This is a genomic window from Pseudomonas sp. AA-38 (genome assembly GCF_029457475.1).
In the GTDB taxonomy this organism is placed as follows: Bacteria; Pseudomonadota; Gammaproteobacteria; order Pseudomonadales; family Pseudomonadaceae; genus Aquipseudomonas.
Window position 1 is genome coordinate 3,954,397 of the sequence record NZ_CP120359.1, and the last position, 21,743, is coordinate 3,976,139.

Annotated in this window: 22 protein-coding genes; 9 read left to right on the plus strand and 13 right to left on the minus strand. The window is 64.8% G+C overall.

All coding sequences use genetic code 11. The annotated features are described in order from the left end of the window. Both PVE35_RS18205 and PVE35_RS18210 read right to left on the minus strand, forming a co-directional pair. Positions 1-1,269, minus strand: a complete 1,269-nt coding sequence (locus PVE35_RS18205; RefSeq protein WP_277372593.1) for an NAD(P)/FAD-dependent oxidoreductase — start codon at positions 1,267-1,269, stop codon at positions 1-3. A gap of 81 nt (positions 1,270-1,350) precedes the next feature. Further along, the gene (locus PVE35_RS18210) at positions 1,351-2,109 is read right to left on the minus strand and encodes an SDR family oxidoreductase (protein ID WP_277372594.1); all 759 of its coding nucleotides are present in this window, start codon (positions 2,107-2,109) and stop codon (positions 1,351-1,353) included. A gap of 120 nt (positions 2,110-2,229) precedes the next feature. Between PVE35_RS18210 and PVE35_RS18215 the strand changes: the two genes are divergently transcribed. Beyond that, positions 2,230-3,132, plus strand: coding sequence for a LysR family transcriptional regulator (locus tag PVE35_RS18215; protein ID WP_277372595.1), 903 nt, complete (start codon positions 2,230-2,232; stop codon positions 3,130-3,132). 30 nt (positions 3,133-3,162) lie between these two features. On the opposite strand, the gene PVE35_RS18220 is transcribed toward PVE35_RS18215, so the two are convergent. After that, positions 3,163-3,597, minus strand: a complete 435-nt coding sequence (locus PVE35_RS18220) for a 3-isopropylmalate dehydratase (protein WP_268178525.1) — start codon at positions 3,595-3,597, stop codon at positions 3,163-3,165. Positions 3,598-3,784: 187 nt separating this feature from the next. Here PVE35_RS18220 and PVE35_RS18225 point away from each other — a divergent pair, with 187 nt between their 5' ends. Next, positions 3,785-4,051 carry a DUF2790 domain-containing protein gene (locus PVE35_RS18225; protein WP_277372596.1) on the plus strand — a complete coding sequence of 89 codons (267 nt, stop codon included), beginning with the start codon at positions 3,785-3,787 and terminating at the stop codon, positions 4,049-4,051. Between the two features lie 33 nt (positions 4,052-4,084). Here the strand turns inward: PVE35_RS18225 and PVE35_RS18230 are convergent, their stop codons facing one another. Beyond that, positions 4,085-4,522, minus strand: coding sequence for an HIT family protein (locus PVE35_RS18230; RefSeq protein ID WP_277372597.1), 438 nt, complete (start codon positions 4,520-4,522; stop codon positions 4,085-4,087). A 114-nt stretch (positions 4,523-4,636) separates the two neighbouring features. Here PVE35_RS18230 and PVE35_RS18235 point away from each other — a divergent pair, with 114 nt between their 5' ends. Then, positions 4,637-5,338: a glutathione S-transferase N-terminal domain-containing protein gene (locus tag PVE35_RS18235; RefSeq protein ID WP_268178528.1), complete on the plus strand. Its 702-nt coding sequence runs from the start codon at positions 4,637-4,639 to the stop codon at positions 5,336-5,338. Positions 5,339-5,350: 12 nt separating this feature from the next. Here the strand turns inward: PVE35_RS18235 and PVE35_RS18240 are convergent, their stop codons facing one another. After that, positions 5,351-6,661, minus strand: a complete 1,311-nt coding sequence (locus PVE35_RS18240; protein WP_277372598.1) for an MFS transporter — start codon at positions 6,659-6,661, stop codon at positions 5,351-5,353. 47 nt (positions 6,662-6,708) lie between these two features. Next, the gene (locus tag PVE35_RS18245) at positions 6,709-7,749 is read right to left on the minus strand and encodes an SDR family oxidoreductase (protein ID WP_277372599.1); all 1,041 of its coding nucleotides are present in this window, start codon (positions 7,747-7,749) and stop codon (positions 6,709-6,711) included. A gap of 306 nt (positions 7,750-8,055) precedes the next feature. Here PVE35_RS18245 and PVE35_RS18250 point away from each other — a divergent pair, with 306 nt between their 5' ends. The 3 genes from PVE35_RS18250 to PVE35_RS18260 all read left to right on the plus strand — a co-directional run bounded on the left by PVE35_RS18250 (position 8,056) and on the right by PVE35_RS18260 (position 10,878). After that, the gene (locus tag PVE35_RS18250; protein ID WP_277372600.1) at positions 8,056-8,979 is read left to right on the plus strand and encodes a LysR family transcriptional regulator; all 924 of its coding nucleotides are present in this window, start codon (positions 8,056-8,058) and stop codon (positions 8,977-8,979) included. 76 nt (positions 8,980-9,055) lie between these two features. After that, positions 9,056-10,249, plus strand: coding sequence for an MFS transporter (locus PVE35_RS18255; RefSeq protein WP_277372601.1), 1,194 nt, complete (start codon positions 9,056-9,058; stop codon positions 10,247-10,249). A gap of 71 nt (positions 10,250-10,320) precedes the next feature. Continuing rightward, a complete protein-coding gene (locus tag PVE35_RS18260; RefSeq protein ID WP_277372602.1) occupies positions 10,321-10,878 on the plus strand; it encodes a hypothetical protein in 558 nt (185 codons plus the stop codon). Positions 10,879-10,939: 61 nt separating this feature from the next. On the opposite strand, the gene PVE35_RS18265 is transcribed toward PVE35_RS18260, so the two are convergent. Together PVE35_RS18265 and PVE35_RS18270 are read right to left on the minus strand one after the other, a co-directional pair. Continuing rightward, a complete protein-coding gene (locus PVE35_RS18265) occupies positions 10,940-12,241 on the minus strand; it encodes an SLC13 family permease (RefSeq protein ID WP_268178534.1) in 1,302 nt (433 codons plus the stop codon). A gap of 46 nt (positions 12,242-12,287) precedes the next feature. After that, positions 12,288-13,103: an amidohydrolase family protein gene (locus PVE35_RS18270; RefSeq protein WP_277372603.1), complete on the minus strand. Its 816-nt coding sequence runs from the start codon at positions 13,101-13,103 to the stop codon at positions 12,288-12,290. A 178-nt stretch (positions 13,104-13,281) separates the two neighbouring features. Between PVE35_RS18270 and PVE35_RS18275 the strand changes: the two genes are divergently transcribed. Continuing rightward, complete coding sequence (locus PVE35_RS18275) at positions 13,282-14,019, plus strand: GntR family transcriptional regulator (RefSeq protein WP_277372604.1); 738 nt, start codon at positions 13,282-13,284, stop codon at positions 14,017-14,019. 123 nt (positions 14,020-14,142) lie between these two features. Here PVE35_RS18275 and PVE35_RS18280 read toward each other — a convergent pair whose 3' ends face one another. The 3 genes from PVE35_RS18280 to PVE35_RS18290 all read right to left on the minus strand — a co-directional run bounded on the left by PVE35_RS18280 (position 14,143) and on the right by PVE35_RS18290 (position 17,904). Continuing rightward, positions 14,143-15,453, minus strand: coding sequence for a citrate:proton symporter (locus tag PVE35_RS18280; RefSeq protein ID WP_277372605.1), 1,311 nt, complete (start codon positions 15,451-15,453; stop codon positions 14,143-14,145). Positions 15,454-15,607: 154 nt separating this feature from the next. Next, a complete protein-coding gene (locus PVE35_RS18285; protein ID WP_277372606.1) occupies positions 15,608-16,096 on the minus strand; it encodes a hypothetical protein in 489 nt (162 codons plus the stop codon). A 104-nt stretch (positions 16,097-16,200) separates the two neighbouring features. Then, complete coding sequence (locus tag PVE35_RS18290) at positions 16,201-17,904, minus strand: amidase (RefSeq protein ID WP_268178539.1); 1,704 nt, start codon at positions 17,902-17,904, stop codon at positions 16,201-16,203. A gap of 525 nt (positions 17,905-18,429) precedes the next feature. Between PVE35_RS18290 and PVE35_RS18295 the strand changes: the two genes are divergently transcribed. Then, the gene (locus PVE35_RS18295) at positions 18,430-18,819 is read left to right on the plus strand and encodes a GFA family protein (protein ID WP_277372607.1); all 390 of its coding nucleotides are present in this window, start codon (positions 18,430-18,432) and stop codon (positions 18,817-18,819) included. Positions 18,820-18,832: 13 nt separating this feature from the next. Here the strand turns inward: PVE35_RS18295 and PVE35_RS18300 are convergent, their stop codons facing one another. Together PVE35_RS18300 and PVE35_RS18305 are read right to left on the minus strand one after the other, a co-directional pair. Continuing rightward, positions 18,833-19,537 carry a class I SAM-dependent methyltransferase gene (locus tag PVE35_RS18300; protein WP_277372608.1) on the minus strand — a complete coding sequence of 235 codons (705 nt, stop codon included), beginning with the start codon at positions 19,535-19,537 and terminating at the stop codon, positions 18,833-18,835. A 161-nt stretch (positions 19,538-19,698) separates the two neighbouring features. Beyond that, the gene (locus PVE35_RS18305) at positions 19,699-20,463 is read right to left on the minus strand and encodes an SDR family oxidoreductase (protein WP_268178543.1); all 765 of its coding nucleotides are present in this window, start codon (positions 20,461-20,463) and stop codon (positions 19,699-19,701) included. 212 nt (positions 20,464-20,675) lie between these two features. Here PVE35_RS18305 and PVE35_RS18310 point away from each other — a divergent pair, with 212 nt between their 5' ends. After that, entirely contained in the window at positions 20,676-21,626 is a 951-nt protein-coding gene (locus PVE35_RS18310; RefSeq protein ID WP_268178544.1) for a helix-turn-helix domain-containing protein, read from the plus strand. Positions 21,627-21,743 lie beyond the last annotated feature (117 nt).

The window sequence follows — 21,743 nt, forward strand, 5'->3', positions numbered from 1 at the left end:
TCACTCCCACGCCTGCCGCTCCCCCGTCCATACATGCAGATCGCGCTTCTGCCCGCCAGACCACAGCCAGCCGTTGCGCGCACCGACCAGGGTGCTGACGGCATGCTGACGACCAAAGCGGTTGTACCGAGCGAGCGTCAGGGCGATATCACGCAGTACCGCAAGGGCACTGCTGTTGGACTGGAACAACGGCGTCAACAAACGGCTGGCCTGGCGGTAATAACGCAGGTGAGCGCGGCGGGCTGCGCCGTAGCGGCTGAAGATGGCCGACCAGTTCAGCGCCTGCTGCGCGCTCGTATCGCTCGCACCCAGGGCGTCGGCCAGCGCGGCGGCATCCACCAGCGCCATATTGGCCCCCTGCCCCAGTTGCGGGCTCATGGCGTGGGCGCAGTCACCTATGGCCAGAACGCGGTTATCGTGCCAGCGCTGCATGCGCACGTCGGCATAGGCGGCCAGGGTCAGTTGCGCGGGGTCATGCAATTGCTGCAGATAAGGCTCGACGGCGTCGCCGGCAAGGGCGCGCACACGTGTCTTCCAGGCATCGAGTCCGGCCTCGCGACAGGCGTCATGCTCACTCAATGGCAGGCTCCAGAACAGGCTGGTCAGGGCGCTGTCACGCGCCTGGTGGGTGCAGCCGCTGGGCATCAGGCCGAACATCTCACGACAGCCGCGATACCACTGGCGCAATTCACGGGACTCCAGAGCCGAGGGCATCGGCAGCATGCTCCACAGCGCGCCCCAGGGATAAGGCCGCACCCACTGCCTGACCTGCATCTGAGCACGTAAGGCCGAACGCGTGCCGTCGGCCAGGATCAGCGCGGCGAAATCCCCCAGAGGTTGTTCGCCTTCACCCAGCAGGCGAACGTGCATGGCACTCTGCTGGAATCGGGTAACGTTGATGCCGCTTTCCACCTGCACGCCGGCCCGTTGCGCCGCGCTGAGCAGCGCCGTCATCAGGACGCCACGGTGAATACCGAGGCCATAGCTGCCGGGCTGCCAGTGGTGATAGCGGGTATCGAGAATGGTGCGTCCCTGGCAATTGGTGCCATACAGGCGGCTGATCGGTGCCCCCAGTGCGGTGCATTCGGCAAGCAGGCCGAGGCGCTGCAGCACGGCCAGGCCTGAGGGCTGCAGCAGGATGCCGGCGCCCACGGGCTGCAGATGCTCGACCCGCTCCAGCAGGCGAACGCTGTAGCCCTGGCGGGCAAGGAAGATGGCACTGGCCAGGCCAGCCGTCCCCGCCCCCACTATCGCTATCGGTAATCCCATCGGCTCGACCTCCCTGTGCAGACCCACCGATTGTAAGCGCAACGGCACCTGAAAGTGAGACTGCGACGCCGGCCAGGCGAATCAGAGGAACATGCCGCCTGACGCCTCGATGCGCTGCCCATTGATCCAGCGCCCGGCATCGCTGAGCAGCAATGCGAAGGCGGCGCCGATATCATCGGGCAAACCGACCCGCCCCAGCGCCGTGTTGCTGGCGAGGAAGGCATTGACCTCGGCATTGTCGCGCACCACACCCTGGCCGAAGTCGGTCTCGATGGCACCGGGCGCCAGCACGTTGGCGCTGATGCCACGTGGCCCAAGCTCCTTGGCCAGATAGCGCGTCCACACCTCGACACCGCCCTTCATCGCCGCATAGGCGCCGTAGCCCGGCAGCGTGAAACGGGCCAGGCCGCTGGAGACATTGACGATGCGCCCGCCGTCGGCCAGCAACGGCAACAGGCGCTGGGTGAGGAAGAACGGCCCCTTGAGCTGGACGTTCAGCAACGCGTCGAACTGCTGCTCGCTGGTGTCACTGCACGCGGCATGAATGCCGATGCCGGCGTTGTTGATGAGAAAGTCGAAACGCTCGCTGGCGAAGGTGTCGCGCAGGCCCTGGGCGACGCGCTCGGCGAAAGCGGCGAAGCGGCTGCTGTCACTGACGTCCAGTTGCAGCATCAGGGCGCGGCCGCCCTGCGCTTCGATCTCCTGAACCAACTGCTGTGCTTCGTCGGCCTGGCTACGATAGGTGCCGATGATGTCCACGCCCTGTGCGGCCAGGTGCAGCGCAGCACTGCGACCAAGGCCACGGCTGGCGCCGGTGATGAGTGCGATCTTGCGAGTCATGAGCAATCTCCTGGGGTGATTGATGAGGTTCGCTCACAGGTTATTGCTGGCGTGGATGGTGATAAATCCAGCAAATCCGGAAATACTGATCGCTATAAGCGAACAATGAGGGCTGCCTTGATGAACAAGCTGGAACTGCTGCGCACCTTTCAGCGCGTCGCCGAACTGAGCAGTTTCACCCAGGCTGCCGAAAGCCTGGGATTGCCGCGCTCGACCGTGTCGGAACAGGTTCGCGACCTGGAACGCCTGCTCGATGCCCGCCTGCTGCACCGCACCACGCGCCGGGTGCGCCCGACCCAGGACGGCCAGGCGCTCTACCAACGCGGCCGTGAACTGCTGGCGCAGATGGACGAGCTGGAGCATATGTTTCGTCATGAAACCCAGGGGCTGAGCGGACGCCTACGGGTGGACATGCCCACGGAAATCGCCCGGCGCCTGGTAGCGCCACGCCTGCAGGAGTTTCTCGCCCCACACCCGGCCCTGGAGATCGAACTGGGGTGCAGCGACCGACGCGTAGAGCCCTTGCGCGAAGGCTTCGACTGCGTATTGCGCATCGGTGCCGTCGATGACGACAGCCTGGTGGCACGCTGCCTGGGCCAACTCTCGATGGTCAACTGCGCCAGCCCGGCCTATCTGGCCGCGCATGGCACGCCCGAAAGCCTGGACGACCTCGCCCAGCACAGCCTGATCCACTACGTCACTGCCTTCGGCACACGGCCTGAGGGTTTCGAGTACCTGCGCGACGGCAAGCTGCATCGCCTGGCCATGGCCGGACGGGTCACGGTGAACAACATCGACGCTTACGAGGGCGCTTGCCTGGGTGGCCTGGGCATCATCCAGGCACCCTTGATCGGCATGCGCAGCCACCTGCAGAGTGGGCGTCTGCTCCGTCTGTTGGACGACTGGGTGGCAGCGCCGATGCCGGTGCATCTGCTGCATCCACACGGTGCGCACCTGCCACGGCGAGTACGCGCCTTCATGGACTGGCTGGAAGCGCTTATGGCCGAAGAGTTCGAGCACTAGCTCTTCGACCTGAGCGAAGGATCTCCGCTATCAGCGCTGGCTGGGATCATCCAGCAGAATGTCGAAACCACCCTTGTTCTGGCTGACGATGCGCAGATGCTGGGTTTGCCCGGCCGCGAGCGGCACGGCGACCTCGCGCAGCAGGCGCCCCATGCCGCACAGGGTATCGTCCATGCGATCCGGGGTGATGCCGACGATATGCGTGCCCGGCGGCACCTGAAAGCTCGCCTCCTCCCCCACACCGATGCGCGCGGCAACCTTACGATCCACCTCGATGGCGACGTAACAGCCGCCCCCCATCAGGCCGAAGTCACGCGTGACCACGATGTGCGCGCTACTCGCCTCGGCCTTCTGGAAGGCCAGCAGGCGATCCTCCGGCACCGGACGAACGTGCTCGGGATCGGCGCGAAACGAGGAGCAACCAGCCATCAGCAACAACGGTACAGCGAAAAGGAACGAACGCATGTAGCCCTCCGTGGGCGTCTCGGGTGCGCCATGAGTATTGGCGTGATCAATGCCTTGAGCAAGTTTCATCGATCTGGATGATGCCCACTAGCAAGGGCTTCGATTTCAGCCAGGCGGCGCCGAGTGGTTTCATCGGAAACCTAGCCACTGCACCACTGGGTGCAGGTCAACCCATGGAGAAACACCGATGAAAATTGCCACTTTCGTTTCCGCCGTCATTTCCAGCCTGGCTCCCATGGCGTTCGCCGATGACACCGGCAAGGCCGGCCATGGGCTGGCCGTGGAGAACTACCACTACGGCATGCAACTGGATATCGCCAGCGTGCTCGAACGCACCGACAACTCCAACAAGAGTGGCGTGGTGCCGACCATCATGGTGTACCGCGACAGCCAGGGCGAACTGCACAAGGTGCGTTTCCTCGAATGGGGCGGCAAGACCAGCCAGCAAGGTTGAGCCGAGTGGCGCCGCTACCGGCGCCCTCGCCCATCATTCCTGCAGGCGCTGACTCAGGCGCGCCTGAAGCTTCTCCAGCTCGGCCGGATCGGCCTTGTTGGCGGCGTGAATGCCGAGCCCCTCGCCCTCGAAACGCGGAATCACGTGCATGTGGATATGGAACACGGTCTGCCCGGCCGGCGCGCCATTGAACTGTGCCACCTGCACACCGGCCGGCTGCAGTTCGTCCACCAGGGCGCGGGCGACTTTCTGCACCGCGGCCATGACCTTGGCCAGGTTGTCCGTATCGATCTCCAGGATGTTGCGCGCCGTGGCGCGCTTGGGGATCACCAGGCTATGGCCGTAGGACTGCGGGAACAGATCGAGGAACGCCAGGACATCTTCGTCCTCATAGATCTTGTAGCAAGGTGCTTCGCCACGAATGATCTTGGCGAAGATGTTGTCGGAATCGTACTGGCCCATCAGGCTCATGAAGGCGCTCCCTATGCTGTATGCGAGGGTCGCAACATACCCCGACCAGGCCCCTGTTGGAAACCGACCCGCCACATGCCACGAACCTTCAACGCCGCCGCGAAAGGAAACCCCATGACCGATCTTTCCAGCTACCCCATCACGCACAAATGGCCGGCAAGCCATCCCGAGCGCCTGCAGCTCTATTCGCTGCCAACGCCCAACGGGGTCAAGGTGTCGATCATGCTCGAGGAGACCGGCCTGCCCTACGAGGCGCACCTGGTCAGCTTCGAGCACAACGAGCAGTTCAGCCCGGAATTCCTCTCGCTGACACCGAACAACAAGATTCCCGCCATCCTCGACCCCAATGGGCCGAACGGCCAGCCGCTGGCACTGTTCGAGTCTGGCGCCATCCTCGTCTACCTGGCGGAGAAGACCGGGAAGTTGCTCGCCGAGGAGCCAGCGGCGCGCTACGAAACCCTGCAATGGCTGATGTGGCAGATGGGCGGGGTCGGGCCGATGTTCGGTCAGCTCGGTTTCTTCCACAAGTTCGCCGGCGCCGAGTACGAGGACAAGCGCCCGCGTGATCGCTACGTGGCCGAATCCGCACGCCTGCTCGGCGTGCTCGACCAGCGCCTGCAGGGCCGCGACTGGATCATGGGCGACTACAGCATCGCCGACATCGCCGTACTGCCCTGGGTACGCTGCCTGGTGGATTTCTACGGAGCCGACGAACTGGTGCAGTTCGAGCGCTTCGGCAACGTCAGCCGTGTACTCGATGCCTTCCTCGCACGCCCGGCGGTAAAGCGCGGCTTGAACACGCCGGCACGCGACTGAGCAAACAGCCTGTTATGGGGTCGCCAGCAGTCGCTGCTCGGTCGCCTTGCGATCCGCCTGGGTGCCCAGGTACCAGCCAAGCAGCCCCCATAGCGCAGCGCTGGCTGCGCCCACCAGCGCCACCAGCCAGGCGCCCTGGCCAAGCATGTCCAGCAGGCTCTTGAACCAGCCACTGATGGCATCGCCCGCACGGTAGACCACGGTGTCGATGAAGTTCTTCGCCTTGTACTTGCTCTCGGCATCCAGCGGCGCGAAGAGCATCTCCCGCCCAGGCCGCACGAAGGCATACTCACCAATGCGGCGCACGATCATCAGCGCCGCCAGCGTGGCGAAGGTCGGCATCAGCAGCAGGCCGATAAAGCCGATGCACACCAACAGCGGTACGCAGGCCAGCAACACCCTCACCCCCATACGCCGGGCGATGCGCCCGGTGATGAACACCTGGGCGACCAGCGCGCCGCCCTGCACGATGAAATCGATCGTGCCAAACACGCGCACCTGATCGGCGCGCTGCGGGAACAGCTCGGCCACCAGGCGCGCCTGCTCGAAATACAGAAAGGTACTGGCCGTGGCCAGCAGGATGACGAAACCGGCGATGCCCAGCAGGTAGGGCGAAGCCAGCACCCGCTGCAAGCCACTGAACGGATTGCCCGGCACCGGGCGCCGCGGGCTTTCCGCCTGCACCGCGCCTGCACGCCCAGCCCCACCTTGCTCGCGCCAGCGCATCAGCACCTGCTTGAGCGACAACGCCATGGCCAGCAGTACGGCGGCCAGCAGGATCAGGCCGCTCTGCCCGAGCAGACCGACCAGCGACGCACTCAGCGCCGGCCCGACCAGGCCGCCGACACTGGCACCGGCAGCGATGAAGGCGAACAGCCGCTTGGCCTGCTCGCTGTCGAACACATCCGCCATCAGGCTCCAGGCCACCGAAACGACAAACAGGTTGTAGACCGAGATCCACACGTAGAAGCTGCGCGCCAGCCACAGGCTCTCAGCCGCCGAGAAGAACGCCAGGGCGAACAACGCCAGGTTGAGGGTGAAGAAGCCATACACCCAGTCGATGAAATGAATCCGCGGCACCCGCGAACTCAACCAGGCGAACAAGGGCACCGCCACCAGCATGACCACGAAGGTAGCGGTGAACAGCCACTGCAGATTCTCCACCCCGGAGACGATGCCCATGGCCTCGCGGATCGGCCGCAGCATGAAATAACCCGAGAACAGGCAGAAGAACAGGGCAAAGCCGGCCAGGGCTGGCCACAGCTCGCCGCGCTGCGCGTTGATGGCCAGGGCCACGCGCTGCGACAGGGTTGACGATGACATGGGAAATTCCTCGAAGGGGGGCGCCCACCTGGCGCACGGGTAATGACTCAGCCGTAGCGAACGCCCGTCAGGCGCTCGGCCACCGACCACAGGCGCGCCGCGTCCTCGGCATCCCCTGCCGCAGCCGGCACCCTGGCCAGGCCAAGCGGGCCGCGTTTTTCCTCTTCGCCGGTGGGCCCGTAATAACGGCCACCCTCGGCTTCGGCAGCCGTTGCCGCGAACAGCGACGACAGCGCCCCCTGCGCGGCCGAGTGGTAAGCCTCGCGATCCTCCGCCCACTGGCGGCCGAACTCGCTCTGCAACCCGGGCCCGCGCTCGACCAGCTCGGTGACGGCAACCCCCGGGTGCGCGGCGATGCTGCGAATGCCCCAGCCATTGGCCTGACTGCGCCGCTGCAGCTCGAACGCCATCATCAGGCAGGCCAGTTTCGACTGGGCATAGGCTGCATAGGGGTTGTAATTGTTCTCCGACTGCAGATCATCGAAATTGATACGGCCACGGTGCACGGCGATGCTGGCCAGGGTCACCACCCGCGCATCGGCGGATTTGAGCAGCGACGGCAGGAGCAAGCCGGTAAGGGCGAAGTGGCCGAGAAAGTTGGTGGCCAGTTGCAGCTCGAAACCATCACGGGACACGCCACGCTGCGGCGGCGCCATGATCGCGGCATTGTTGATCAGTACATCCAGCGCTTCGTTCTCGTCGTTCAGACGCTGGGCGAGGTTGCGTACCGAGGCCAGATCAGCCAGATCCACCTGCTCGAAACGCAGGCGCGCATCCGGTACCTGGGCACGGATGCGCTCGATGCTCTCGACGCCACGCTGGGCATTGCGGGCGGCGATGATCACCTGCGCGCCAGCCCGGCTCAGCGCGAGGGCATCCTCGAAGCCCATGCCACTGCTGCCGCCGGTGACCAGCATACGCTTGCCGCGCAGCGCTGGCATGTCCGCCGCCTGCCAGTGCGGCGCCACATCGGCCCAGGCAACCGAGGTGCCGAGCGCCCCCAGGGCCAGTCCGCCGCCCACCATCGCGAACAGCTTCAGAGCATCACGGCGCGTATGGCCCTGGCCTAGTGCAACTTTCTTTTTCATCACCGATTCCTCGTGTCCGTTGACTCGATGCGCCAGACAGGCGCAGCTACAGGACATAGGGTGCGGGCAGACGGCCTGTACGATAAGCCGTCCAAAGCCGAACAGCGTATACGGCCAGGCGGACAGTTACCCGATGTGTCAAAGGCGCGCCCCCTAGCCCGGATGCAATCCGGGAATGAGCGCCGTAACGGCGAAGCTCACGGCTGAAGCCGCTCCCACACGAACCACCCAGTCTCCCCTTCAGGATTGGCAAACCCGCCACGACGCCGCATCATCCAAGGCTTCGCCATAGTCCGGCCGCCCCCCATGCGCCAACCGAACCTCTCCGATATCGCCCTGTTCGCCGCCGTGGTCGAGGCCGGCGGCTTCCGTGTCGCGGCGCAACGCCGTGGCATGTCGGCCTCGTCACTGAGCGATTGCGTGCGGCGCCTGGAAAAGGAGTTGGGTGTACGCCTGCTCAATCGCACCACCCGCGGCCTGACGCCCACGGAAATCGGCGCGCGGCTGCTGGAACGCCTGCGTCCCGCGCTGGACGAGATCAACGCCGCGCTCAACGACCTGCAGGAAGACCCGCAGCATCCGGTCGGTTCGTTGCGCCTGCATGTGCCGGGGGTCATCGCGCGGCATATCCTGCCGCACCTGCTGGACGGTTTTCTCGCGCGTTACCCCGGCATCGCGTTGGAGGTGAACATGGACAACACCTTCATCGACGTGATCGGTGCCGGATACGACGCCGGCATTCGCTACGAGGAAAGCCTGGCCAAGGACATGATCGCCATTCCCATCGGGCCGCGTCGGCAACGCTTCATGGCAGTCGCCGCGCCCAGCTATCTGCAGCGCCACGGCACGCCGCAGCACCCTAGCGAACTGAGCGAGCACCGCTTGCTCGGCTACCGCTTCGCCAGCGGCAAGCTGGGCGTGTGGGAGTTCGAGCAGGCAGGACGCACCTTGCGCATCGCCCCCGAGGGCCGCCTGGTCAGCTCCTCGCAGGATCTGCTGATCGCCGCGGCCTGTGCCGGTCATGGCATCCTCTATACCTTCGAGGAATACATTGCCGCGCATCTCAGCAATGGCCAGTTGCAACCCCTCCTGCAGGACTGGTGGCAACACTTCGAGGGCCCGTATCTGTACTACCACAGCAGGCGCCACGTGCCAGCGCCGCTGCGCGCCTTCGTCGACTACGTGAAGGCGCAGAACAACCTCGACCATTCGTCACAAAGCCCGAAATAGAGCGGCCGCCAATACCCAAGCAAGGCACTGGGAGAATATAATCCTGCGCCCCGCTCCACCCAATCCAAGGTTTTCCATGAGCCACCCTGCTCCCAGCGCCGCGACCTCGCTGTCGCCGGGCGCGATCCTTCTCATTCAACTTGCCCTGGCCCTCGGCGGCTTCGCCATCGGCACCGGCGAGTTCGCCATCATGGGCCTGATGCCCAACGTCGCCCAGGATCTGGGGGTCAGTGAACCCCAGGTCGGCCATGTGATCAGCGCCTACGCCCTCGGCGTGGTGGTCGGCGCCCCCGCGCTGGCCCTGCTCGGCGCGCGCCTGCCGAGGCGCATCCTGCTCCTGTTGCTGATGGCCTGCTTCGCCCTCGGCAACTTCGCCAGCGCCCTGGCGCCGACCTATGAGCCGCTGCTGATCTTCCGCTTCATCGCCGGCCTGCCGCACGGTGCCTATTTCGGCGTCGCCATGCTGGTGGCCGCGTCCATGGCACCACCGCACAAGCGCGCCAAGGCGGTCAGCCGAGTGCTGGCCGGCCTCACCGTGGCCATTCTGATCGGCAACCCGCTGGCCACCTGGCTCGGCCAGTTCATGAGCTGGCGCTACGCCTTCGCCCTGGTCGGAGTGATCGCCCTGAGCACCATCGCCATGGTGGCGATCTTCCTGCCAGCCGATCCGCACGAGGAGCGCAGCAGCCCGACAGGCGAGCTGCGCGCCTTCAATCGTGCGCCGATCTGGCTGGCCCTGGGCATGGGTGCCATCGGCTTCGCCGGGATGTTCTGCGTGTTCAGTTACATGGCGCCGACACTGCTTCACGTCACCCAGGTCGGCCCAGGCTGGATTCCCATGGCCATGGCCGTGTTCGGTGCCGGTTGCATCGTCGGCAACAGCGCCGGTGGCTGGCTGTTCGACCGCCTGCGCCTGCGCGCGGTGGCCTGGATCCTGGCCTGGAGCACCCTGGTGCTGCTGGTCTTCCCGTTCGCCGCGCACAGCCTGTGGAGCATCCTGCCGGCGATCTTCGCCCTGGGTACCATGATCGCGCTCGGCCCGGCGTTGCAGACCCACCTGATGGACGTCGCCAGCGGTGCCCAGACCCTGGCGGCAGCCTCCAACCATGCCGCCTTCAACGTCGCCAACGCTCTCGGCCCCTGGCTCGGCGGCCTGGCCATCAGCGCCGGCATGAACTGGACGGTCACCGGCTATATCGGCGCCGCCACTGCCATCGGCGGCCTGGTGCTGTTCGCCTGGGCCTGGCGCGTGCAACGCGCAACGCACTGACAGCCCAGAGGTGCATGACGGTGCGCGCGCAGGTATCTTCTGCCTCCCCAGCCACCGTCATGACCCATTCGATGATTGCCCAGTTTCTGCGCCTCACCCTGATCGGCACCGCCCTCCTTACCTCACTGCCGGCCCAGGCCAAGGTGACCGTAGAAGCCCATGACGGGCTGTTGGCGGCGAAGGTTTCCGAAGAGATAGTGCCCGGCGATTACGAAGCCCTGCTCAAAGGACTGCGCGCCCACCCAGGCCACTTCACGCGCAAGATCGTCTTGCTCGACAGCCTCGGCGGCAGCGCGCCGGAAGCCATGCGCATGGGGCGCCTGCTGCGCGAAACCGGCTTCGAGGTGCTGGTGCCGTCCGACGGGCTGTGCCAGGGCAGTTGCATCTACCTGCTGGCGGCCGGCAAGAAGCGCACGATCAAGGGCGCCGTGGCACTGCGCCGCCCACCCTTCGCCAATGGTGACTCGGCACTGGCCCAGACGGCCGGCCCACGCGCCTTCGTCAGCCCGGCCAGCTACTTCCGCGAAATGGGGGTGAACACCAGCCTGGCCGAAGCCATCGAGCAGGTACCGGAGGGGCGCATTCGCCTGCTGAGCCAGAGTGACCTGGCGCATTATCGATTGCAGTAGGGAGGAGGTGCCGCCGCGTTGGTGCGCCGTACGAGCGGCACACCAACGCGGCAGGCTTGCATCAGAACAGGAAGGTCAGCGCCAGGTTGAACAGCATGGCGGCGACGAAGCCGATGGGGGCGGCGCGCAGCAGCAGTTGCGAGAACAGCGTGGCGCGCGCCTTCTCTTCGGTGCAGGAGCCCAGCAGCAGGCTGCCACCGGAGGAGAACGGCGAGATCGAGGTGGCCTGAGCGCCGACCACGATGGCGATGAAGATGATCATTGGGTCGATCGACATCGAGGCTGCCAGCGGCAGCACCATCGGGAACAGTGCCGGGGTCACCACACCCAGGGTGCTGGCGAAGATCGACATCAGCGCCGCCACCACACCGAAGGCCACCGGAATCATCACGGGCGGAATGTTGCCGCTGATCCACGACGCCAGGGCAGCGATGGTGCCGGCCTTGATCGCGACGGTAATCAGCATGCCGACACCGCAGATCATGATCAGCGTCGACCAGGGCACCGAGGCGATGGCCTTGCGCTCGTCGCCCAGTTTCAGCAGCAGCGCGATCACCGAGAACAGGCTGGCGATCAGGCCGATGTCCACCTTGCTGTTGATGAACTTGACCGTGGCATTGTCCGGGAAGGCCAGCAGCGCCAGCGGCGCAGCCAGTACCAGCAGCATCATCAGCACGGTCAGCAGCAGGGTCAGTTTCTGCTCGCGGTTGAAGGGCTCGGGCAGGTCGGCGTTGATCACCGCGTTCTTCAGGTTGCGGCCATGGCCACCGAGGAAGACGAAAGCGCTGATCACCAGCACCGGGATGATCGCCGTGCTGGCGAAGATCGCCAGGGCATTGACGAAGGCTTCGCTCTCCGGCATGCCGGCGCTGGTCATCAGGCCGCGGAAGATGATGCCGCTCTGGCTGGACACGAAGTTCGCCCCGGCCAGGGCGCCGTAGTTCACCGCCATGCCGCCGAGAATCAGGCTCATGCCGGTGCGCTGGCACAGCAGCAGGGTCAGCGGTGCCATGAAGGCCAGCACGGTGTAGTAACCGGCGCCCATGCCGGCGATCACGCTACCGGTCACGAAGATGGCGTAAGGCAGCAGGTGCGGCACGCCACGGCAGCGGTACAACAGGTGGCCGGCGAGCTTCTCCAGGGTGCCGTTGACGGTGGCGAAGCTGTAGAACAGGCAGACCGAGAAGATCACGAAGAAGATCTTCAGCGGCCACATGCTGATGATGTCGCCCGGGCTCAGGCCCATGCCGAAACAGCCCAGCAGGTAGGCGAAGGCAATGGCGAACAGGCCGATGTTGATCTTGGTGGTGTAACCCAAGGCGACGGCAAGAACGATCGCGCTGACGACGAGCAAGCTCATCATGATGGTTTGACTCCTTTTGTTGTTCTGATGTGAGCGAAGGCCTCGCTTACGCGAAGCCGAACAGGGTTGCAGGGTTATCCACCAGAACGCGACGGCGCTCCTCGGGGTTGGGCAGCAGAGCCTCGAGCAGCGCGAACTGCTGATCGTAGCGGGTCTGCGACTCGAACTGGGTGTTGGGCCAATCGCTGCCCCAAAGGAAGCGCCCCACCCCGCCACAGGCCGCGCGCAAATGCGCGGTGATGGCCTGGGCGCGGGCCAGGTCGGATTGGCTGCGGTAGGCGGCAGACAGCTTGATCCACAGCGGCGCCTGGCCGAACAGAGCGAAGAAGGCCTCGTGCCGTGGATCATCCAGATGCAGGCTGGGCTGCGGCAGGCCGAAATGATCGATCACCAGGGTGACGCCGGATTCGAGAATCACCGGCACGATCGACGGCAGATCATCGAAACCGCGCTGGATCTCCACCTGCCAGCCACGCCGGGCCAGGCGGCGGAACAGCTCGTTCCAGGCCGCGCCGGTGTAATCCTCCAGAGCCTTGCCGATCAGGTTCAGGCGCACGCCTACCACGCCGGCGGCGGCCAGGGCGTCCAGCTCGGCATCGCTCACCTGCGCATCGACCACCGCCACGCCACGCAGGCGCTCGGGGAAACGTTGCAGCGCTTCGACCATGTAATGGTTGTCGGTGCCGAGAAAGCTCGGCTGGATCAGCACGCCATGGGACAGGCCACAGCCATCCAGATGAGCCAGGTACTGCTCCACCGTGGCGTCATACGCAGGGCTGTAGCGACGGCCGGGCACCATCGGCAGATCCTGGCGAAAGATGTGGGCATGGGTGTCGATGCCGGTGAAGCTGGCAGTAGGCATGGGCGTCACGAAACTACCTCTGTCGTTCATTGTTCGAGCCGCGCGTCGAGGCGACTGCTTTTTATACAGACATTCAGTCATATATATGAATATATGACTCTATCGAGAGAGTTCCACTGCTGTCAACGCGACACCCAGTGGTAAAGTGACGGCCGGTCGAGATTCGGATGCGTGATCTATGAGCGTTACACCCCTGGGACAGGATGAACGTCTGCCGCTGTACCAGCGGCTACGGGACGAGATGCTGGCGAAAATTGCCGCTGGCCAGTGGCTACCGGGCGAGGCCATCCCCACCGAAGCGGAACTGACCCGCCAGTACGGCGTGGCGGTGGGCACGGTGCGCAAGGCCGTGGAGACCCTGGTGGCCGAAGGGTTGCTGGTGCGTGCTCAGGGGCGCGGCACCTTCGTGCGGCGGCCGAATTTCGACGGTTCGCTGTTCCGTTTCTTTCGTCAGGTCAGCGCCAGTGGCCTCACCCAGGTGCCGCTGAGCCACATTCTCGACTGCCAGCGTGTCCCCGCTGAAGAGGCCGCGCGCCAGGCACTGCGGTTGGCCGAGGGCGAAGCCTGTATTCACTTGCAGCGTCTGCGCCTGGTGGAAGGTCGTCCGCTGTTCCATGAGCGTATCTGGCTGCCAGCCTCACGTTTCGGCGCCCTGCAGGAGATCGCACCGAACGACTTTCCCCAGTTGCTCTACCCCTTCTACGAGGAGCACTGCGGCCAACGTATCGCCTCGGCACAGGAAACCCTCACCGTCTCCGCTGCCGATGCCTCGCTGGCGGCCACGCTCGACGTCGACGAAGGCAGCCCCATCGTGGTCATCGAACGCATCGCCCTGGGCTACGATCGCACCCCGCTGGAGTACCGCCTGTCACGCGCCGCCGCAGAGAATTTCCGCTATCAGGTGGAGATCAGCTAGAAACCTGCCGCTGCAGCAGCAAAGGCCATGCTGCGCATGGCGCCCCTTTCTTGTACGACTGAGGGGCGCCAGCCCCTGGGGCCCAGGTTTCGGCGCGAACCGCGAGCGAAACCTCAACAGGCCCTAGAACATGCCCAGCCCCCAGGCCGCGCCGAACAGCACCAGCGAGAAGCCCCACATCCACCACAGCGAGTAGCGGATATGGCGGCCCAGATCCAGCCCGGCCAGGCCCAGGGCCAACCACAGCGCCGGCGAGAAGGGGCTGATGAAGGTGCCGATGATATTGCCGATGGTCAGCGCGTAGACCACGCTGGCCGGCTCCACGCCCTGGGCACTGACCACTTCCAGGGTCACTGGCAGCAGGCCGAAGTAGTAGGCGTCGGTGCTGAGCATCAGCTCCATGGGCAGGCCGAACAGGCCGAGCACGATATGCATCTGCCCTACCAGCGGCGCCGGCAACACCTGCGCCAGATCCTGGGCGATGGACGTGAGCATGCCGGTGCCGGTGAAGATGCCGAGCATTGAACCCGCCGCCAGGATGATCATGCCCATGCTCAGTGCAGCCGGTGCATGCGCCGAGATACGCTGCATCTGCGCCTTGCCACCCGGATAGTTGATCAGCAGCGCCAGGCACAGGCCGATCATGAAGATGTAGCCGGCCGGCAGCACGCCGGAGAACAGCGACACCAGTACCGCCAGGAACAACGCGGCGTTGGCCCAGAGCAGGCGCGGGCGTTCCAGCTCACGCTCCTCGGCGCTCGGCTCGTGCAGGTCGCTGCTGGTTTCCACCAGTACGCCTTCGTCACCCGTCTTGCCGGCGACGATGCGACGTTGCTCGCGCCAGCCCAGCAGTGCGGCCAGGGCAATCAGCAGCACCACACCGATGGCCTGAATGGTGATCAGGGGGCGCCACAGTTCGGTGACCTCGATGCCGGTCACCGCCGAAGCGCGGCCCAACGGCCCGGCCCAGGGCAGCATGTTGAAGATGCCGGCGCCCAGAGCCAGTAGCAGGAGCATCAGATAGGGGCTCATGCGCAGTTGCTTGTACAGCGGCAGCAGAGCGGGAACGGTCAGCAGGAAGGTGGTGGCACCGGCGCCGTCGAGGTGGGCCAGCATGCCGATCACCGCCGTGGCCACGGTCACCGCGATGACGTTGCCGCGGGTCAGGCGCACCATACCGCCGATCAACGGGCGGAACAGCCCGGTGTCCTGCAGCACGCCGAAAAAGGTGATGGCGAACACGAACATGGTGGCAATAGCGGTGACGCGACCGATGCCATCGGTGAAGAAACCGGAAATCGCCTCGGGGCCGAAGCCCGCAGCCAACGCACCCAGCAGCGGCACCACGATCAATGGCAGAACGGGCGACATGCGCCCAACGAGCAACAGCACAACCAGGCAGCAAATGGTCAACAGACCAATCAGGGTCAACAAACCGCTTTCTCCTCTTTTTCTTGTCGGCACGCGAAAAGCACGCCCGGAGGCTAAAAGGCCAACCTTTCAGCAACCTTTAAGCGGCAGACACCAGGAGGAGGAAATGTCAGGGGATATGTCGCGACGAAGAGGACATGGGGGAGGCCACGCGCGCCTATGCGCCGCGCGTGCTGCGCTGCTGCAGAAGCAGCGAGGCCTCGTTGTAGGCACTCTGGAAGGCTTCGCTACTGATCCAGGCGATGGCGGCGTCCTCGTCTTCATCATGGAAGAAGGCACGATAGGCAATCAGCAACGCCATGATGAAATCGGTGGCCGAGTCTTGCGACTCTTCGGCCACCACCAGCTCCAGCACCGGGTATTGCAAAAATACCAGGCACAGCGCCAGCAGGCTGGTGCGCTCGGCGTACTGCATGCGCACGAACAGCTCGTCGAACAGCGCCGGGTCGAAACCGTTCTCCTCGATGTCCTGGAAATCGAAGGTGCTCAAGTCGAACTCGATATCATCGAACGGCTCGTCGATCAGCGGATCGGCCAGCACCGGATGAAGGAGACTGCCCTTGGCCCTGGTCTTGCCCATACGGTTCTGCCTGGCCTTGGTCTTGGCCCGCTGGGCGCGTTTCTTATGCTTGTCGGGGGATGCCATGGCGGCAAACTCCTTGCTCGTGAGCGCCATGTGCATGGCGGGAGAATCGGGGCCGTGGCTGAGCCTGGCCGAGGAAGAAGGGAGCCCTCCCCGGCCGCAGCGGTTCAGGCCAATGGCGGTGTGCGCGGTGGAATCAGGCGTTTGCTGCCGGTCGACTCGTAGGCAGCCGCCAGTCGCAACAACGACGAGTCATCGTAGGCGCGACCGGCGAAGGTCAGGCCCACCGGCATGCCGATATCGGCCATCACGCCCATGGGCACGGTGACGGTGGGCACGCCCTGATGGCGAATGGTGAGGTTGCCGTTGGCGACCCAGATGCCGTTGCTCCAGGCGATGTCGGCCGATTGCGGATTGACGTCCGCATCGGCCGGGCCGACATCGGCCACGGCGGGGAAGATCACCGCATCGAGCTCGAGCGCGTCCATCCAGTCTTCCAGATCCAGCTTGCGGGTCATCTCCAGGGCACGCAGGCCGTCCGGCACGCTGGGGATCTCGTTCCAGGGCGTGATGCCGCGCTGAGCCATGCGCACGTATTCGTCCATGCCAACGGCCAGGTCATCCTCGCGGTTGGGCAGGGTGCCGGGGTCGTGGGGGAAGATCTGCGGGCCATCGACGTCGGCCAGGCGATTGAGCTTGGGGTCGCCATTGGCGCGCAGGAAGTCGTCGAAGGCCCAACCCGACAGCTCCCACAGCTCGTCGTGCAGAAACTGGCGCGGCACCAGGCCTCGGTTGTACAGCGTCGGCGCACCGGGGCGGTCGCCTTCGCAGTTGGAGACCAACGGGAAGTCCACCTCGATCACCGTGGCACCGGCCTGTTCCAGGGCAGCACGAGCCTGTTCCCAGAGATCGATGACCGAGGCGCGGGTGTGGATGCGTTGCCCGGTCGGCCCGCCGATGCCGGGATTTTCGCTGGTACCGGCCAGCTCGTCCTTGTTGATGTACATGCGCGGCACGCCCAGGCGTTTGCCTTTCAGCGCATCGGCGCTGGCGGCCAGATCGAGGTAGGAGGCCGGGCGCACTTCGGAGGCTTTCGGGATCGGCACCCAAGGCTGCAGGCGCCACAGATCGCCACGGGTGTCCGGATCATCGGCCACCACCACATCCAGCACTTCGAGCAGATCGGTCATGCTGCGCGCGTAAGGCACCACCACATCCATGGTCGGCGTCAGCGGCCAGTTGCCACGCACCGAGATGACCCCGCGCGACGGCGTGTAGGCGCATAAGCCATTGTTCGAGGCGGGGCCACGCCCGCTCGACCAGGTTTCCTCGGCCAGGCCGAAGGCGGAGAAGCTGGCGGCGGTCGCTGTGCCGGCGCCATTGGACGAGCCAGAGGCGAAGGGAGCGGTCAGGTAGTTGGCGTTGTACGGGCTCTCGGCACGGCCGTAGACGCCGCGCTGCATACCGCCATTGGCCATCGGCGGCATATTGGTCTTGCCCAGGCAGATGGCACCGGCCGCACGCAGGCGCTCGATGGTGAAGGCGTCGCGCTGCGCCACCAGATCCTTGAACGCCGGGCTGCCGGAAGCAGCCGTCAGCCCCTTGACCAGGTAGCTGTCCTTGGCGGTGTAGGGAATGCCGTCGAGCGGGCCGAGGGTTTCACCACGAGCACGGCGTGCATCGGAGGCCTCGGCCTCCTTGAGCGCGTCGGGGTTGTGTACCACCACCGCATTGAGTCGGGTCGCCGTATTCGGCCCGTCGTAGGCCTCGATGCGGGCCAGATAGGCCTTGACCAACTCGACCGCCGTGGTGCGGCCGGACTCCAGCGCGGCACGCAGCTCGGCAATGGAAACTTCGGTTACCTCGATCATGCTGTCATCACTCGCAAAAGGTTGGGCCTGCCAGCGGCACGACCCCAGGTACGAATACGGCATGCCTGCAGTCAATGCTGAGAAAGCCGCGACACTCTACCGTCGATGATACAGGGCAAAGGATTGCCAGAGGGAGCAGAACGGCAGTACTCAGTCACCGCCGCAGCCACCACTGTCACCGCCGCCACAGTCGCTACCGAAGAAGCTGCCCCCGCTGTCCAGGGTCGGACTGCCAGCGTCGCTCGAGTGGTACGTGCCTGTATGCTTTTTGCGCGCGGCCCACATCACTACCAGCAGAAAGACGATGAGTCCGGCAATCCCCAAGTACAGTCCCATCACGAAATCTCCATGCTCATGACAAGTAGCGGCATGATAGCCCATGCCCTCACCTGGGCTACGAAGGCGATGGCGGCGTCAGCCAGGCATATTGCGACATCCTTCACAGCGTCACAGGCCAACCGACATACCGCCTTCTCAGGGCTTTGCTAGGGTCGCAGCCAACACGCCAGAAATGGAGTACATCCTATGCCACACATCACCGGCGGCTGCCTCTGCGGCCAGGTACGTTTCACAGCCAGCGGCCAGCCTTACCGGGTCGGCCTGTGCCACTGCCTGGACTGCCGCAAGTATCACGGCGCCCTCTTCCATGCCTCGGCGATATTTGCACAGGATGCGGTGACGATAGAAGGCGAAACCGGCCAGTACGGCGGCCGTCATTTCTGCCTGCGTTGCGGCTCGTCGGTGTTCTCGCGCACGGCGGATGAAATCGAGCTGAACCTTGGCTCGCTGGACGAACCGAACCAGTTCACCCCCACCTACGAACTCTGGACCATCCGCCGCGAAGCCTGGTTGCCGCCCTTCCCCCTCGACCGACACTACCCGCGCGACCGCGAGCACGGCAGCCGAACGGAGTGAATGGCCGCGGCGTTCAGCCCTCGGCCAAACGCCGGCAGCCCCAGCCCCCCATCAGCCCGGCCTGGAAGAACTGCACTGGTGCGCTGAACCCCGCCGCTTCGATGATGCCGGCCACCTGCTGCGCCGGCAGCACGGCCACATCCCGGGCATAGGCAGCTCGCGCCCGTTCGAGCATTTCAGGCTGTACGCCGGCGGCAGACATCAGGGTCATCCACTGGCGCAGCAACACCTCGTAGGCGGGCGTTCGGGTATCGCAGGTCAGATCCGCGTTGGCCAGCAATGCGCCGGGTTTGAGGCGCTGCGCGATCTGCCGAAAGAAGTCGGTGCGGGCCGAGGTATCGAGGAAAAACTGCGAGACCAGGAAACAGGTGGCGCCGTCATAAGCGGATTGCGCCGCCAGCGTATCGAGGTAACCCTCATGGAAGTCGCAACGCTGCAGAAAACCGCCGCGCTGCGCTCGTTGCCGACACTGCTCGAGCATCGCCCCCGAGGGGTCGAGCGCCGTGAAGCGCCAAGCGGGAAAGCGCTCGGCCAGGTAGCCGATCTCCGCCCCCGTGCCCACCCCGACGCAGAGAATCCGCGCATCGGCCGGCAGTTCGGTGAACAGCGCATCGAGCAGCAGATACAGCGTCTGGCGGATCGGCGCCATGCCCGCCCACTGCTGGTCGTAACCCGCCGCCTGCTGATCGAACAGCGTCTTGAGTTCCTCGTCACGCATGGCCAAACCTCCTCGATTGATGATCCTCGTGCCATCCAGTATCCCAGAGCTGTCAAGAGCCGCACCGACCTCGAAAACTGTTCGTCACGCTGGAGCTGCTTTGCTGGAGCGATGCACCGGCACCAGACTCACGTTGGCGCGAGTGCAGCCTGAATCGCATGTCAGCCAGCCGTCACTGTCATGCCACCATCGGCCATGACCACCGCCCCGACCATGAAGCTCGCCCGCTCGGATGCCAGAAAGGCGACCACCTCGGCGATCTCCTGCGGTTGAGCCGCACGGCCGATCGGTGCTGCCTCGCCATGCTGTGCCAGAAAGGCAGGGCCATCCTCCACAACATCGTTGAGTATGTTGGTCACCACATCGCCCGAACCGACGGCGTTCACCCGGATGCCATGCTCGATGGCCTCCAGCGCCAGGGTGCGCGTGAGCTGGGCCAGCGCCCCCTTGGAAGCTGCGTAGGCAGCAATGGTGGGAAAGGCGAAATAAGACGCATAGGAGGCGATATTGACGATGGAGCCCACCTTGTTCGGCATCATCGCCTTCATCGCCTCACGGCAATGCAGGAAGGCAGCAGTGGCGTTGACAGCCTGAATGCGCTCCCAGTCCTGCCGGCTCATGTCCACCACCGCTTTGTTGATGATGATGCCCGCGTTGTTCACCAGGATGTCGAGCCGGCCGAACTGCTCGACCGCAAGCGCTACCGCGCGCTCAGCGGCGCCGTCCTCGGTGATGTCCGCGACCAAGGGTACCAACCCCGGCTGGGCCAGCGTTTTCACGGCGGAGTCGATGTCCTCCGCGATGACCCTGGCACCGCGAGCATGCAACAACAGCGCGATGGCCTTGCCGATGCCGCTGGCGGCACCAGTGACCAGGGCAACCTGGCCTTCAAAATCCTGCGTGATGGTGTGCTTGATGTCAGACATGTCGGCTCCTTATCTAATCTATCAGGGCGAAGCGAGCGACAAATGCAGGTGCGCTCGAATACGGTTTCATCTTCCCTCGCTTGACCATGCCAGGCTTTCGCCGTCTTGCGCTGGCTGTCGCGATCTTGCGCTCGATCTGCTGAAGCATGGAGGGATGGCAGCCCAGCGCCCACGCGCTAACCTCTAACCCTGCCCCCTGGCACCTGGCATCGATGGAGACGTTACTGATGAAGCAATCCAAACCTGCCGACTCGTCCAACGCCTTGCGGATTCCGGCCGAAGCCATGTGGCGATACATGCCCGGCGACAATCCTGTCTCGCCACAGTCGCCCGACACGCAGGATGTGGTGTTGCACCTCTTCATCCACCGCAGCATCGCCGAGCCGATCCTGGTGCCGGCTGTGGCCGAGCCGCTGCTGGTGATGGTGCTGGCAGGCTCGGCCATCGTCGAAGAGCGTGAACCAGGAGGTGCATGGAAGCAGGCCGAGGTGTGCGTCGGCGATTTTTTTCTGACCAGCACCACGCAGCCCTATGAAATGCGCTGGCAGGCCACCAATGGCGACAGCTTCGAGGTGATGCACCTTTATCTCGCCCCCGCCCTGATCGACAATGCAGCCCGCGACCTAGCATTACCGCACGCCGCGATGGTGAGCTTCGTCGATGTCTCTGGTGGCCGTGACGAATGGGTACGGCTGCTGCTCGAACGACTTCGTTCGGAACTCCTCGACAGCCGCCCCACCAGCCAACTCCTCGTGCACAGCCTGGCCCAGGCCTTGGCGATTCACCTCGTACGCAACTATCGAGCCCCGCCGAGTATGGGCAGGTTCCGCAACGCCCTGCCGACTTACAAACTGAGGCGCGTGATCGAACTGATGACCGAGCGCCTAGCACAAGACTTTTCCCTGGCCGCCCTCGCGCAGGCCGCGCAACTGAGCGAATACCACTTCAGCCGGCTGTTCAAGCGCGCCACCGGGCTGTCGCCATCGCATTACTTCATCCGCCTGCGCATGGCACATGCACGTAAATTGCTGCTGGAAACCGACCACAGCGTTATCGATATTGGCCTGGAGGTAGGCTACTCAAGCCCCAGTCACTTCTCGCAGGTCTTTCGTCGCGAGGTGGGCGTTACACCCAGTGCCTACCGCTCGCCAGAGCGGAGCTAGGAGCGACAAGACGGCAGCGCCCTTGCACGAACGGGCCAGCCCTGCAACGCAAGGCTGCCAGCAGTCCACCACCCGCCATTTTCAGCCGCAGTCGATCTCACCCAGGCGGATGTCAGC

Excerpts from the sequence above, each read along its gene's own strand:
- PVE35_RS18295 (WP_277372607.1), top strand. The coding sequence starts at position 18,430 with ATGCCACACATCACCGGCGGCTGCCTCTGCGGCCAGGTACGTTTCACA.
- PVE35_RS18220 (WP_268178525.1), bottom strand. The coding sequence starts at position 3,597 with ATGCGTTCGTTCCTTTTCGCTGTACCGTTGTTGCTGATGGCTGGTTGC.
- PVE35_RS18240 (WP_277372598.1), bottom strand. The coding sequence starts at position 6,661 with ATGTCATCGTCAACCCTGTCGCAGCGCGTGGCCCTGGCCATCAACGCG.
- PVE35_RS18300 (WP_277372608.1), bottom strand. The coding sequence starts at position 19,537 with ATGCGTGACGAGGAACTCAAGACGCTGTTCGATCAGCAGGCGGCGGGT.
- PVE35_RS18290 (WP_268178539.1), bottom strand. The coding sequence starts at position 17,904 with ATGATCGAGGTAACCGAAGTTTCCATTGCCGAGCTGCGTGCCGCGCTG.
- PVE35_RS18275 (WP_277372604.1), top strand. The coding sequence starts at position 13,282 with ATGAGCGTTACACCCCTGGGACAGGATGAACGTCTGCCGCTGTACCAG.
- PVE35_RS18255 (WP_277372601.1), top strand. The coding sequence starts at position 9,056 with ATGAGCCACCCTGCTCCCAGCGCCGCGACCTCGCTGTCGCCGGGCGCG.
- PVE35_RS18245 (WP_277372599.1), bottom strand. The coding sequence starts at position 7,749 with ATGAAAAAGAAAGTTGCACTAGGCCAGGGCCATACGCGCCGTGATGCT.
- PVE35_RS18250 (WP_277372600.1), top strand. The coding sequence starts at position 8,056 with ATGCGCCAACCGAACCTCTCCGATATCGCCCTGTTCGCCGCCGTGGTC.
- PVE35_RS18230 (WP_277372597.1), bottom strand. The coding sequence starts at position 4,522 with ATGAGCCTGATGGGCCAGTACGATTCCGACAACATCTTCGCCAAGATC.
- PVE35_RS18210 (WP_277372594.1), bottom strand. The coding sequence starts at position 2,109 with ATGACTCGCAAGATCGCACTCATCACCGGCGCCAGCCGTGGCCTTGGT.
- PVE35_RS18205 (WP_277372593.1), bottom strand. The coding sequence starts at position 1,269 with ATGGGATTACCGATAGCGATAGTGGGGGCGGGGACGGCTGGCCTGGCC.
- PVE35_RS18285 (WP_277372606.1), bottom strand. The coding sequence starts at position 16,096 with ATGGCATCCCCCGACAAGCATAAGAAACGCGCCCAGCGGGCCAAGACC.
- PVE35_RS18260 (WP_277372602.1), top strand. The coding sequence starts at position 10,321 with ATGATTGCCCAGTTTCTGCGCCTCACCCTGATCGGCACCGCCCTCCTT.
- PVE35_RS18270 (WP_277372603.1), bottom strand. The coding sequence starts at position 13,103 with ATGCCTACTGCCAGCTTCACCGGCATCGACACCCATGCCCACATCTTT.
- PVE35_RS18265 (WP_268178534.1), bottom strand. The coding sequence starts at position 12,241 with ATGATGAGCTTGCTCGTCGTCAGCGCGATCGTTCTTGCCGTCGCCTTG.
- PVE35_RS18215 (WP_277372595.1), top strand. The coding sequence starts at position 2,230 with ATGAACAAGCTGGAACTGCTGCGCACCTTTCAGCGCGTCGCCGAACTG.
- PVE35_RS18235 (WP_268178528.1), top strand. The coding sequence starts at position 4,637 with ATGACCGATCTTTCCAGCTACCCCATCACGCACAAATGGCCGGCAAGC.
- PVE35_RS18310 (WP_268178544.1), top strand. The coding sequence starts at position 20,676 with ATGGAGACGTTACTGATGAAGCAATCCAAACCTGCCGACTCGTCCAAC.
- PVE35_RS18305 (WP_268178543.1), bottom strand. The coding sequence starts at position 20,463 with ATGTCTGACATCAAGCACACCATCACGCAGGATTTTGAAGGCCAGGTT.
- PVE35_RS18225 (WP_277372596.1), top strand. The coding sequence starts at position 3,785 with ATGAAAATTGCCACTTTCGTTTCCGCCGTCATTTCCAGCCTGGCTCCC.